The following is a 12,829-nucleotide window of genomic DNA, read 5'->3' as shown; positions in this document are numbered from 1 at the left end:
CATACCATTATCAATAGCAAAACAATGAATCCAATCAAAATAATTCTTACAGGAGCTACAGGGATGGTAGGCGAAGGCGTTTTAATGGAATGTCTTGAGAATCCCAATGTTTCTGAAATCCTCAGCATAAGCAGAAAACCTTGTGGAAGATCACATCCCAAACTGAAAGAATACCTTGTACCGGACTTTTTATCCATAGACATTCATGATGAAAAACTGAAAGGCTATGATGCCTGTTTTTTCTGTGCAGGAATCAGCAGTGTAGGCATGAATGAAGAAGATTACACCAGAATCACCTACGATACAACCTTACACTTTGCAAAAGCTGTTTTGAACCAAAATCCGGATATGGTTTTCAGTTATGTTTCAGGGGCAAGCACAGACAGCACAGAGAGCGGAAAAATGATGTGGGCAAGAGTAAAAGGCAGAACCGAAAATGATTTGAAAAAAATGAATTTCAAAGGAGCGTACAATTTCCGTCCCGGATTTATGAAACCTGTTGACGGTCAATTGAATGTAAAATGGTTTTTTAAACCTTTTATTTGGATTTTTCCTGTTTTTTTTCAATCAAAATCATTAACTTTACAGGAAGTGGGTAGAGCAATGATCAATGTGACCCAAAAAGGGTACCCTACATCTACTTTAGAAATTAGAGATATTAAAAATTTAGCGATATGAGAGACATGTTAAGAAGGATTATTCTGGTTATTTTTGTACTCTTGCTTGTGACTGCTGTTTCAGGATATTTTTATATGCAGAAACATCCATTGGAAGGGAATAAGTCCGGAACAATTTTAAATTTTTCAGGAAAATCAGGAAAATAAATACATCCTACGAGCCTTCATCCAAACATTATTTTATCTTTTATCGGAAACAAACCTATTTTTTAAACATTTCTTAAAATTCCATTAAGATAGTTGCGAAACATAAAGTTCATTTTTGTATTTAACTAATTAAAGTAAAAATGATCAACAACTACCTATTAAAAGGGTCTGTGATTGCCGCATTCTTTTTTCAGAGCGGTCTTTTCGGACAGACACTGATTCATTACTGGAATTTTAATAACAATACTTCTGCCCCCACAGTCACTACACCTTCTTCTACTATGGTAAATGGTTCTCTTACAGCTATAGCAGGAGGTACGAGTGTAATAGATTTTGCCGGGGGTACCGGACAGAATTTTAGTGATGAAAATTTAAATGCCAGAAATGGAGATGCAGCCGGAACCCATTTAAGGTTCAATAATCCGATTGGAGGAGGATTACAGTTTAATCTGCCTACCACAGGATACAATAATGTCATTATTAAATTTACTACCAGAAGATCCGGCCAGGGAGCAGGTACCCAGACATGGTCTTATTCAACAGACGGAACTACTTTTGTGCAGTTTCAGACTGTGAATCCTCAGGATGCCAATCCTCAGTTGATTACTCTTGATTTTTCTAACATACAGGGAGCCAATAACAACCCCAATTTTAAATTAAAAGTTGAATTCTCAGCAACAGGAGGCGGAACAGGAGGAAATAATCGTTTTGATAACTTTACGGTAGATGCAACTCCTGCTGGTGGTTCTGATATCACCCCACCAACCGTTGCCTATCTTCCTGCTAATAATACCAATAACGCTTCAACTACTGTAAATCCTACATTATCTTTTAATGAAAATATAAGATTAACAGATAATTCTGCGATCAATAATTCTAATGCTCAAAACCTTATAGAGCTCCGCCTTGGGAATGCTTCAGGCACACCAATTCCTTTTACAACAACTTTCAGCAACAATATCATTACCGTGATTCCAACTTCAGGGCTGGTACCGGGACAAACTTATTATGTTGCACTTAAACCCAATACAGTAGAAGACTTTAGTGATAATGGGGTTACTGCCGCTACATCCAGTACTTTCACTACAGCCGGAACAACAATTTCTTTGGAAAAGAATTTCATCAAGGTCAATGAAAACTCAGGAAATCTTGCATTTAAAATCAATATCACCAATCCTTCAACAGCTACGGTAAATCTTGTGGTAAAACCAGCACCATTCAGTACAGCTGATGCTAATGATTTTACTTTAGCCAACCAGACTATTAACATCACTCCATCTACAACAAGTTATACAGTTAACATTCCGATTATTGATGACACAGTGGCAGAACAGCAGGCCGAATATTTTGTCGTAAGCCTTGAAAACCCTACAGGAGCAACTATTTCAGGGGATAATTCTGCAACTGTTTATATTGTAGATAATGATAAACCGGCACCAGTTCCGTCTCATCAGATCCAACTGAATTATCTCGGAAGTTTTGATCCTTCAGGAAATAATAACAGTTCTACGGAAATTGTGGTTCATGATCCGTCAACACAACGTTTATTCACAATCAGTTCCATTACGGATGTTTTTGATATCATTGATTTCAGTAATCCGGCAATTCCATCAGTAGTAAAAACAGTGAATATGGCTCCTTATGGCGGTATCACAAGTATTGCTGTAAAAAGCGGAATCATTGCAGCCGCTTCTCCCAATACTGATCCACAGCAAAACGGTTCTGTGGTATTCTTTGATATTAACGGAAACTTCCTGAAACAGGTAAACGTAGGAGCATTACCGGATATGATTACCTTCTCCCCTGACGGAACAAAAGTGGTTACCGCAAATGAAGGAGAGCCTAATGACACTTACACCGTAGATCCAGAAGGAACAATCAGTATTATTGACATCTCCGGCGGTATTGGAAACCTTACACAAAGTAATGTAACGACTCTTAATTTCAACAGTTTTGATTCTCAGCTGACAGCGTTAACGTCTACCGGCTTAAGAAAAGTAAGAACCAACAATACGCTTTCCCAGGATCTGGAACCTGAATACGTTACCATCAGTGCAGATAGTCAGAAAGCATGGGTAACACTACAGGAGAACAATGCCATTGCTGAAATTAACCTGGTCACTAAAACCATCACAGGAATCTGGGGATTAGGTAAGAAAGATATGAGCCTTCCTGGTAATGGCTTTGATGCTTCAGATAATAATGGAGAGGTTTTAATTGCCAACTGGCCGGTAAAAGCTTATTATGTTCCGGATGCGGTACAGAATTATAAGGTAGGAAGCACCCATTATATTGTAACAGCCAACGAAGGTGATGAAAAAGACCTTTCAGGATTCAGTGAGAGAACCACTGTAGGGGCAAACAGCTATATTTTAGATCCTGTACTGTTCCCGAATTCAAGTATTTTAAAGGCATCCTATAATCTGGGAAGATTCAGGGTTTCATCTGCCACAGGAAATACAGACGGAGATGCAGAATTTGAAGAAATGGCCGCTTTAGGGGCACGTTCGTTCTCTATTTTCAATACTGACACCAAACAGATTGTATATGATAGCGGGGATCAGTTTGAGCGATATATTGCAGCTAATCACCCGTTAATTTTCAATGCAGATAATGAATCCAACGGAGCTAAAAACAGAAGCCGTGCAAAAGGTCCTGAGCCGGAAGGGGTAGCACTGGGAAACATCAACGGACAGACGTATGCTTTCATCACATTAGAAAGAACCGGAGGAGTTATGGTGTACAATATCACAGACCCTAACACCCCTATTTTCACCGATTATAAACATTCCCGTTCTACTTCAGCTTACGGAGGTGACAACGGCCCTGAAGGAATTATCTACATCGCTCCTGAAAATACAACCACCAATAAAGGGTATGTGATTGTTGCCAATGAAATCAGCGGAACTCTATCCATGTATGAAGTGGCAATGCCGGCTACACTTGGAACAGGTGAGATAAAAACTGAACAGGCAACCTTCAACGTATTCCCAAATCCTGTCAACAAAGGAAATACACTTTACTTTAACAGAAAACAGGATTACGAATTGTATGATATGTCCGGAAAGTTAATCGCAAAGGAAAAAAATGCTTTAACAATAAGCACATCTAATCTTTCTACCGGAGTTTATCTTGTAAAAACTTCAGAAGGACAGATCAAAAGAGTCATTGTAAAGTAAACATAAATTACGGTATACATTCTATTTAGTTAAAGCTTCGGATTTTCCGGAGCTTTTTTGTTATTGAAAAATTTGAAGTCAGCTAAAATATAAAACTCATTATTTAAGATGATTTAACTTTTTGACATGCCAGAAAAAATCATTTTATTTCTATATTTACCTTCAACAAAACCAAATTCACAATGAAAAATATTAAAACTGCTGGAATTCTGGCTTTCCTTTTATTCGGAACAGGAACAGCTTTTTCACAATCCAGAAAAGTAGAATCTGTAAAAGGAGTAGAAAAAACAGAAAGTAATAAAGTCGTACATGTAGAAGGTGTAGGTCATACACTCAATTATGCCCTTAGTGGAGGCGTTGTTGAGGTAGAAGGTGGTGATAATACATTAACAGTCAAAGGAAGTGCAAAAAAAATTACTGTTTCGGGGACTGGTAATAAAGTATACATCGACAAAGTGGATAAAATATCCATGGAAGGAGGCGGCAATATAGTCTACTACCGAACTTCCGGAACAAAATCAGGAAAACCTGATGTCTCTATTGAAGGGGTAGGAAACAAAGTTGTAAAACAATAAAAATAATTAGAAAAGATTAGTTGCATGTTTGGATTTGCATTAGATACTGGAAATGATCCTGAAATCATTACATTAATAGATCAGGTAAAGAATATTGAAGGATCTAATCCTATTGCTTATAAAAAAATTAGGCTGGTGAATGTTCATAACATTTCCAACCTGATTTCTGCTATAGAAAATGCCTCTAAAATTTACCAGAATAATGGTTTTATTTGTAAACTTGACCCACAAAACAATATTATATCAAGTACTTTTATCACCAGCATTAAAATAAGTAAGTCCAAAAAAAATATTATTCTAACCGGTTTTGCGTGGACAAGTCCAAAAGGGTATCAAAAAGCTCTGGATATGAAACTCAATAATGAAATTAATGAAAAGAATATCTGGAAAAGTTTCAGAAAAGATGAACTACAGGGATGGCTTGTTTATGCTTTACATTCTCAGAATCCTGAAATAAACAGGCAAAACATCAACATTCAGATCGATGGAAATGAATTTCACAGCTTAGATGGTTTTTTTTGCACTCTGGGAGAAGAAATTCACGGAATTCTGGGATACTTCGGACGTAATCTATATGCATTGTATGATTGTCTCCATGGAGATTTCGGAGTAGAATCCATTTCAGAACTCAACTGGATCAATCATAAAAGAAGTAAAACAATACTGAAAACAAAATTTACCCAGATCGTTGAGATTTTTGAAGATCATAATGTCAAAGTTCTGCTGAACTAATTTTGTCATCAAAAACCTGTTAGGTTTGATTTATATTTCACTTATTATTTTCAACAAAAAAAGACAGGTCTTAAACAAGCCTGTCTTTTTAAAAATATCTCAGATATAATTTTACTCTACGTTGATTACCTTTTCGATTTCCGGTGCATGTTGTTTGATGGTATTTTCAACACCTAGTTTCAGGGTTGAAAAATTCAACGAACATCCGGAACAGTTACCCAAAAGTTTCACAAACACCTGATTATCTTTCACATCAATAAGCTCAATATCACCACCGTCTTTATTCAAAAACGGTCTGATGCTTTCCAGAGCTTCCATTACTCTTGTTACTGTATCTTCGTGCGTTATGTTTGTTTCCATATTTTTCAGTTCAATTTGGTTCTTTCAAATGTATTGAAAGGTATTATTATTTTGCTTTTGGTGAGCATCCTGCCATTGTTGAAATCTTTACTGCCTCAGTAGGAGGAAGACTTTTGTTTCTTTCCACTAAACTCTCCACCATTTTTCTTGCCGTTTCTGTGTAGATATCTGCAATTTTTGATCCTTCCTGAAGCGCGGCTGGTCTTCCTACATCTCCTGCTTCTCTGATGCTTTGGATTAATGGAATTTCTCCTAATACCGGAATTCCAAGATCTTCAGCTAAATATTGTGCTCCCTGGTTTCCAAAGATATAATATTTATTTTCAGGAAGTTCTTCCGGTGTAAAATATGCCATATTTTCTATTAATCCAAGAACAGGAATATTGATACTTTCCATCTGGAACATTGCAATACCCTTTCTTACATCTGCCAATGCAACATGCTGAGGTGTACTTACAATCACCGCACCTGTTACAGGTACTTCCTGAATAATTGATAAGTGAATGTCTCCTGTTCCCGGAGGAAGGTCTATCAATAAGAAATCCAGTTCTCCCCATGCAGCATCTCTGATCATCTGGTTCAAAGCTTTTGAAGCCATCGGGCCTCTCCATACTACAGCCTGATTAGCTCCTGAGAAGTATCCTATTGAAAGCATTTTTACCCCATAGTTCTCGATAGGTTTCATAAGATTCTTACCATTCACTTCCACAGAAATTGGCTTTTGCCCCTCTGTATCAAACATGGTAGGAACTGAAGGACCATAGATATCAGCATCTAATAATCCTACTTTAAAGCCCATTTTAGCTAACGTTACTGCCATATTTGCAGAAACCGTAGATTTTCCTACTCCTCCTTTACCGGAAGCAATAGCAATAATATTTTGAATTCCCGGAATTTGTTTTCCTTTGATCTGACTTTGCTGAATTTCACTAGGCTCCGGAGAAACGATTTTAAGTTTTAAATGAACGTTTTCTCCAAACTCACTGGCAAAAGCCTGTTTCATTGCAGCCTCCAGTTTTTTCTTTTCGTGCATTGCAGGCGAATGAGCAGTCATGTCAATATAAACATCATCACCCATAATCTGAAGATTATTCACCAAATCGTCTACTTCTATTTCTTTAAGGAAATCCTGAACCTTTTCTTTCGTCAACATATAAATATAAATTGTTTACAAATTTACGCATTTTTCACCTATTTAGAATAAGTAAACACAATCATAGATAAATTCTTTTGTAAACACAGACCTTCAGCCCTTTATATATCGGCAATTATTATCTGAAATAGGTTACTAACGGAATATTTTTATTCCAGAATTCACTGGATTTTAGCAGCCAGGAGGTAGAAAAGAAAAACAAGGATGTGGTTTCAAAAATAAGAGTAGAATAGGTTAAAAATTGATTGGCAGAAGCTGAATCATCCCCTAAAATAGCAATAAGCCCAATACACGCTAGACTGATGAGTATTCCCCAGCCACAAATTTTATAATACAGATTTCTGCGGCTTTTCTTAAGCGCTTCTTCTTCGGAAACAGGTTCCCCATCCTGTTCTTTATCACTTTTCTGAAAGAAATAGAGACAAAAAACGGCAAAAGACAAGAAAAGCAGCCCTGCACTGATATAGTGTACCCAGCTGAACCATTCCTGATAATTCGCTTTGTCTATCGTAATATAAATATTCCCTCCATAGCCTTGAAATCTGGTTGGGAATACAGCAACCAACACCGCCATTACTCCGGCAAAATTTGAAAGCATATTTTCATATTTATCTTTTCCTCTGTAAGTGGCAAACAATCCACCCAGAATACATAATGTTCCTACGAAAATTATGTGTCCGAAACTGTAGTAATAATGGCTGATACTTACTTTGAGCGGATGCTCGTCATTCAGGAAATAGGTCGTCGAAAAAAGAAGGAATGAAAGAAGAAATCCAAGTAATCCGATAAACATTCGAAGTTGGTAATAAGAGATCAATACTCCGTTATTATCATCCTGAGCCGTTTTTTTTAAGTTAGTTTCCATGAGGTTCGTTTTGAGGTTATAGTTGTTTAGAAGCAGAGGTTATAATGAAATTGTTATTTTATCAATAATTTTCACATTTTTATCCGGATCCAGCTTGAAATTGTTTTTGATAAATTTCTTTGGATCCTCGGTAAGCATCTCTTTTTGCAGACTGGAAGCCTGTTTCTTTTTTAATAAATTCATCCATTGGTATGTTTTTTTTATGGCAACTACATAGATGACGATTTCTTTATCTGTTATTTTAAACTTCAGAAAGTTTTTATTTCCTGTATTTATTTTCCCTGATGAAATTTCGGTGACATACAATTTAAAAAAATGATATCCGAAAAGAATATACCATCCAAAAAGCATGGATTGCAAAAGAGCGGAAATGATCAGCTGAGAGACAAAATAATTACAGCCCGCAGGAATTTTAAAGAAACTTTTTATTTCATTAATATGGATAAAAGACAAATGACTGTCCTCTAAAAAAGCAAATCCATAAGTGGGAAGTTTCATATATACAAACCACTGAACAGCAAACGATAACACAAACAAAAATCCCCTCAGAATTTTACTTGTCCATTTTTCCTTTTCGGAACATTCTGTATTGGTGACTTTGGTGATGGTAAAATGAAAAATCACAGGAATTAACAATAAAATTAAACCTTTCAAAATAGAATCTGAGTAACAATGGGTATAGGTAACGATTAAAGAGAGCAAAAACAACAATACGGTAAATTCATAATTGATGATAAAGAAAATGAGGTTCCAGAATGTTTTTTTACCGGATTTTTCTTTAGACGGATACCTGCCATCCAGTTGATATGTGAGTTCTGTAGTCGTTGTATTCTGCAGGATGGGAAGAGTGATTGTCTCTTTTAAAAAATCGGTAATATGTCCGAAAGCGCCGCCGCCTCCTGAAGTAATATAATGTTTGATCTCTTTGTCATAGCCTTTCTCATTTTCATCCAATTTATAATGTGAATAATGATGAATATCTCCTGTAAGCACGACATCAAAAATAATTTCCGACTTTATATTACTTGCCTCTAATTTTCTCACAGCTTCTTTCATCGTTCTGATGATATATTCCAGACTGTCCATACGCTGTCTTCTCTTGTGTCTGTCTTTTATCTGATAATTGTACCAGTAGGGTTCTGCAATGAGCAGGATAATATGATTGGTATCATTTCCTTTTGATATTTTCTCTACATATTCCGTAAAAAAAGTCATCTGAGGAATATCAATATCTCCCAGCAGCTGATTGTCAATACCCATTAAGTGAACATTCTCCCTTAGTGAATAGGCGAAATAACTTCTGTTCTGTACCGTTCTGTAGTCACTGATTTTACTTTTCTGGCACATCAGCCTGAAAAAAGCACTTAAACCATCATACCAGTCATGATTTCCTGGTGTGGCAATCAATATCGGACCTGCCTTTTTTGTATCAGGAGCAACAAGTCTTAACGGTCCTTTGAAGCGGTCTCTGTAATTGATTTCAGAACCTACGGGATATACCAGATCGCCTCCTACTACCAAAACAGATCCCCTTTTCAACCTGATTTCAACCTCATCCTCAACATCTCTGTTGAATTCATTTTTAAAAGAATAGGTATAGCTGTCTCGTGTCAAATGATAAAAGATACTGGTAGTAGCATCAAAGCCATCACCGGTATCTGCAATGAAATCAAACCACAATTCATCTTCCGGTTCATCACAGTTATTCTCTATCAGCTCTCTTCCCGTATCTTTTCCCAAAGCGGTCTGCATTTCTCTTTTATCAATGATAGAAAGGATATCTGCAGAAAGAGAAACCATTCTGAAACTATTCATAAGCCCTGTAAAATCAAACCATTTGACAGGTTTTCGGGGAATAAAGTAATAAGGATATTTCTCATCAATATCTTTGAATATTTTCACTTTTTTAGCAGTGTACAGACTGTCTTTAAAGTAAAAAATCAGAAACGCAGCTGCAGCAAGCAGCAAAAGGTAAAAAAGCAGTGTTTCCATCATGTTATTGAGTTTGTATTGATGTTCCCAATGCTTTTGACATTAAGGAACTTCTTTAGCCTGTCACACCAGAAATTATTAGTTTATAATCAAATTTACGAAATTTGAAATTCGATTCATATAACACTTTTGTGGTATTTTATTCGTTGATAAAAATATTTATGAGTAGGTATTTAAAATAAAATAATTAGATTTATTGACACCATTATCATTGCAAAACAATTATTATGAAAACCAACACCTACCCTTCCAAATATGCACTGTCAAAAGGAATTTTCACCGTTGGAAAAACGAAATTCAAATGGTACGATCTGGCTGATGATCCGGCCGAAATCTCCCCACAGGACATCCATAATGCCCGGCTGTGTATTGAATATGCAGAAGAAGACTTTCAGAATATTGATGATCTGGGATTTGTCATCATGCATCGTTGCGGAGAAAACTACCTTCTCCTGGTATGTACGTGGCGAAGTGAAAATGAATTATGGGAAAGTGTTTACTATGACGGTTCCGGCAACTTTGAAATATGGGACAGAAACAAAACCCACCTCCCTACTTACTGTGTCTGGGAAATGGGTATTGTTTATCATGAATCCCAGTCCTGGAAAAAATATCTGGGCTCCGGACGGGAAGAAAATGATAAGGAGGAATATCTCAATGCTGTCTTTGAAGGGGAAGTGTAAATATTTCGCACTGTCATTCTGACGAAGGAAGAATCTTATAAAAGAAGAGATTCTTCATTTCACTCCGTTTCACTTAGAATGACATCAAAAACAACAATTTAAATTCAAATTATCAGTTCGCTCTGTTTTTTTCATCAAACTTTACATTGCGGTCCATTCCTTTTACTTTTTTATTTCCGAAAGTATAGGTTGCGGATATGGTAAGTCTTCTTGCATCGTAATAATTATTATAAGAGTGTGTTCCTGTGGTATAATAAATTTCACCCTGACTTTTCCCTTGCTTCAAAATATCAGAAACAAATACATTCAGCTGAAGGCTTTTTTCCATAAGGTTTAGCTTCAGGCCTGATGTAAAATTCCCGGCAAACTTCATATATGAATTTCCTGAGTTGGAAGGCAGACGGAACCAGTAATTCAGAATCAGCTGTATGGTTTTGCTTGAATTGAGTGATATATTATTCTGAAAATCGAAATCATAGCTGTTTCCTTTTCTGGAAAGAGCATCCGTTGCAAAAACATCAGTATTCATATAAGAATAATTGGCCGAGTAATTAGCTTCCCATTTTTTGAAAAAAGTATCTGAGTAATTAAGCGAAACACCCAAACTGTTCTGATTGTAGTAATTTTCAAAAGTACTTACTCTGTTTTCACCTTTCAGATTAGCGAGCTGGCCAAACGCCTCCACTGACCTCTGAAAATAAGCAGACGCTGATAGTTTTCCTTTATAAACATAAGAAAATTCAAAATTATGATTGATAGACGGTTTCAGGAAAGGATTTCCGGTAAAATAGGAATTGATGTTGATGTACCAGCGGTATGGATTAATCGCACGAAATCCCGGTCTGTTGATTCTTTTGGAATAGTTCAGATTGAAGGTATGATTTTCATTGCTCTTATAGCTGATATAAGCTGTTGGAAAAAACTTCCCGTAAGAATTTTCGGTCTGCTGCCCGGATGTTAAAGAATTTCCGTTGACTACAGAATATTCGTAACGTAAACCTGCCTTTGCCGACCATTTTTCGCTAAATGATTTTTCAAAACTGATATAAGCGGCGTAGTTTTTTTCATTGTACTCAAACTCATTGCTCTTCAGGGGATCTGTGATATATTGTCCGTTCTTTAAATTCTGATAAAAGATATTGGAGTTATTATCAAAATTTGTGAACTTCACTCCTGTTTCTGTTTTCGCAAACTGATAAGGCAGTGTAAGATCTGCCTGCCCGGAATAAATTTTATAATCCACCATGGATGGTGATTTTACGATAAAGCGGTCTCCGGAACTTTCTGTGGTGGTAAAATCAATGATCGTTTCCGGAGTATTGGAAAAATAATTTCCGGTAATATTCAGTTTATTATCCTGTTTACCGAATTTAAGATCATAGTAAGCACTTGCTGTATGCTGTTTCCCTGTAGCTCTGTGTTCCGCATAAGTGAGTAAGGTATTGGTATAATTTCCATTTTGAAAATAGTCCGAAGTGTTGGTAATATCCATATTGGAATGTCCAAATCCGAAATCATAAATAAATCCGATATTGGAACGCTTACCCAACTGATAATCCAGACTTAAATTGGCACCCAGCCCATCGCCAAAATCTCTTCTGTTATCATTGCTTTTAAGGCCGTCTGCTCCTTCTATCCAGTAATTTTCATAAGAATGTTTTTCATTTTTATTCTGTCTTAATTTCAATGAAGTGCGCAGTTTTTCATTCTGATAATTCAAAGTTATACTGTTTGAATTTCCGGTATAGGTCTGCTGCTGAAGGCTGGAGGTAAGACTTCCACTCCATCCCAGATTCTGATTTTTCTTTAAAACAATATTGATCAGGCCGCTGTTTCCCTGCGCTTCATATTTGGCAGGAGGAGCTGTAATGACTTCAATTTTTTCTATATTTTCGGATCTGAGACTTTTCAGGTAAGTAACAAGTTCTGCATCTGACAAATTCAGAATCCTGTCATTGATCATTACTGCTACGCCACTTTTTCCGACAATGGAAACTCCGGTATTGTCATCTACTTTTACCAGAGGCGTCGTTGCAAGAGCATCTGCTCCATCCATTCCCTGTGAAGCCACGGAATTGGAAACATTGAAAACTAATCTGTCTGCTTTTCTCTCAATCAGCTTTTTTCTGGCGGTAAGTGTAACGCCTTCTATCTGTTTTTCTTTCTTTTTTTCGATAAAAAAATCGTGTTTCATCTCACCATTTACCGTCAATTCATTATTAGATATTTCTACACCGTCCTGGATAAGCTTAATATGGTAGTTCCCGTTTTCCGAAAGTTTCAGTGAGTAATTTCCTTTTTCGTCCGAAATAGCTGTCTGCTTCTTCTGATTTTTTTCTGCAACCACCTCAACGTAAGGAACAGCATTTCCGGTTTGGGTAATCTTTCCTGTTATCATCTGGGCAAATGCAGCTGCCGGTAACAGCATGATTACAGCAAGTAACGTCTTCTTCATGAATTATATCG

11 protein-coding genes are annotated in these 12,829 nt (G+C 36.6%); 6 read left to right on the top strand and 5 right to left on the bottom strand.

The features are described 5' to 3' along the window. Nucleotides 1-24: 24 nt before the first annotated feature. From SFA27_RS05360 to SFA27_RS05340, 5 genes are all read left to right on the top strand, one after another. A complete protein-coding gene (locus tag SFA27_RS05360; protein WP_407296847.1) occupies nt 25-678 on the top strand; it encodes an NAD-dependent epimerase/dehydratase family protein in 654 nt (217 codons plus the stop codon). After that, nucleotides 675-824, top strand: coding sequence for a hypothetical protein (locus tag SFA27_RS05355; RefSeq protein WP_156118480.1), 150 nt, complete (start codon nt 675-677; stop codon nt 822-824). Before SFA27_RS05360 ends, SFA27_RS05355 begins: the two co-directional genes overlap by 4 nt. A 140-nt stretch (nt 825-964) precedes the next feature. Further along, the gene (locus SFA27_RS05350) at nt 965-4,003 is read left to right on the top strand and encodes a choice-of-anchor I family protein (RefSeq protein WP_407296843.1); all 3,039 of its coding nucleotides are present in this window, start codon (nt 965-967) and stop codon (nt 4,001-4,003) included. A gap of 182 nt (nt 4,004-4,185) precedes the next feature. Further along, nucleotides 4,186-4,578: a DUF3060 domain-containing protein gene (locus SFA27_RS05345; protein ID WP_047378702.1), complete on the top strand. Its 393-nt coding sequence runs from the start codon at nt 4,186-4,188 to the stop codon at nt 4,576-4,578. 24 nt (nt 4,579-4,602) lie between these two features. Next, the gene (locus SFA27_RS05340; RefSeq protein ID WP_407296840.1) at nt 4,603-5,310 is read left to right on the top strand and encodes a barstar family protein; all 708 of its coding nucleotides are present in this window, start codon (nt 4,603-4,605) and stop codon (nt 5,308-5,310) included. Nucleotides 5,311-5,421: 111 nt separating this feature from the next. Here the strand turns inward: SFA27_RS05340 and SFA27_RS05335 are convergent, their stop codons facing one another. The 4 genes from SFA27_RS05335 to SFA27_RS05320 form a co-directional block, all read right to left on the bottom strand. Further along, a complete protein-coding gene (locus SFA27_RS05335) occupies nt 5,422-5,670 on the bottom strand; it encodes a NifU family protein (RefSeq protein ID WP_002977212.1) in 249 nt (82 codons plus the stop codon). A gap of 46 nt (nt 5,671-5,716) precedes the next feature. Continuing rightward, nucleotides 5,717-6,823, bottom strand: coding sequence for an Mrp/NBP35 family ATP-binding protein (locus SFA27_RS05330; RefSeq protein WP_047378704.1), 1,107 nt, complete (start codon nt 6,821-6,823; stop codon nt 5,717-5,719). A 118-nt stretch (nt 6,824-6,941) separates the two neighbouring features. Continuing rightward, nucleotides 6,942-7,688, bottom strand: coding sequence for a hypothetical protein (locus SFA27_RS05325; protein ID WP_264517171.1), 747 nt, complete (start codon nt 7,686-7,688; stop codon nt 6,942-6,944). A 39-nt stretch (nt 7,689-7,727) separates the two neighbouring features. Further along, entirely contained in the window at nt 7,728-9,683 is a 1,956-nt protein-coding gene (locus SFA27_RS05320; protein WP_407296837.1) for a hypothetical protein, read from the bottom strand. Nucleotides 9,684-9,907: 224 nt separating this feature from the next. On the opposite strand from SFA27_RS05320, the gene SFA27_RS05315 reads away from it, so the two are divergent. Then, entirely contained in the window at nt 9,908-10,363 is a 456-nt protein-coding gene (locus SFA27_RS05315) for a hypothetical protein (protein WP_407296834.1), read from the top strand. Between the two features lie 112 nt (nt 10,364-10,475). Here the strand turns inward: SFA27_RS05315 and SFA27_RS05310 are convergent, their stop codons facing one another. Continuing rightward, on the bottom strand, nt 10,476-12,818 hold the full coding sequence (locus SFA27_RS05310) for a TonB-dependent receptor domain-containing protein (protein WP_407296831.1): 2,343 nt from the start codon (nt 12,816-12,818) through the stop codon (nt 10,476-10,478). Nucleotides 12,819-12,829 lie beyond the last annotated feature (11 nt).

The organism is Chryseobacterium sp. HR92 (assembly GCF_045689405.1).
GTDB classification, from domain to species: Bacteria; Bacteroidota; Bacteroidia; order Flavobacteriales; family Weeksellaceae; genus Chryseobacterium; species Chryseobacterium viscerum_A.
The sequence above is the reverse complement of the archived record's forward strand: the minus strand, read 5'-3'. Positions and strand labels throughout refer to the sequence as shown.

Bases quoted from the DNA above. Each gene is read 5' to 3' on its own strand.
- SFA27_RS05360 (WP_407296847.1), top strand. From the start codon at position 25: ATGAATCCAATCAAAATAATTCTTACAGGAGCTACAGGGATGGTAGGC.
- SFA27_RS05355 (WP_156118480.1), top strand. From the start codon at position 675: ATGAGAGACATGTTAAGAAGGATTATTCTGGTTATTTTTGTACTCTTG.
- SFA27_RS05350 (WP_407296843.1), top strand. From the start codon at position 965: ATGATCAACAACTACCTATTAAAAGGGTCTGTGATTGCCGCATTCTTT.
- SFA27_RS05345 (WP_047378702.1), top strand. From the start codon at position 4,186: ATGAAAAATATTAAAACTGCTGGAATTCTGGCTTTCCTTTTATTCGGA.
- SFA27_RS05340 (WP_407296840.1), top strand. From the start codon at position 4,603: ATGTTTGGATTTGCATTAGATACTGGAAATGATCCTGAAATCATTACA.
- SFA27_RS05335 (WP_002977212.1), bottom strand. From the start codon at position 5,670: ATGGAAACAAACATAACGCACGAAGATACAGTAACAAGAGTAATGGAA.
- SFA27_RS05330 (WP_047378704.1), bottom strand. From the start codon at position 6,823: ATGTTGACGAAAGAAAAGGTTCAGGATTTCCTTAAAGAAATAGAAGTA.
- SFA27_RS05325 (WP_264517171.1), bottom strand. From the start codon at position 7,688: ATGGAAACTAACTTAAAAAAAACGGCTCAGGATGATAATAACGGAGTA.
- SFA27_RS05320 (WP_407296837.1), bottom strand. From the start codon at position 9,683: ATGATGGAAACACTGCTTTTTTACCTTTTGCTGCTTGCTGCAGCTGCG.
- SFA27_RS05315 (WP_407296834.1), top strand. From the start codon at position 9,908: ATGAAAACCAACACCTACCCTTCCAAATATGCACTGTCAAAAGGAATT.
- SFA27_RS05310 (WP_407296831.1), bottom strand. From the start codon at position 12,818: ATGAAGAAGACGTTACTTGCTGTAATCATGCTGTTACCGGCAGCTGCA.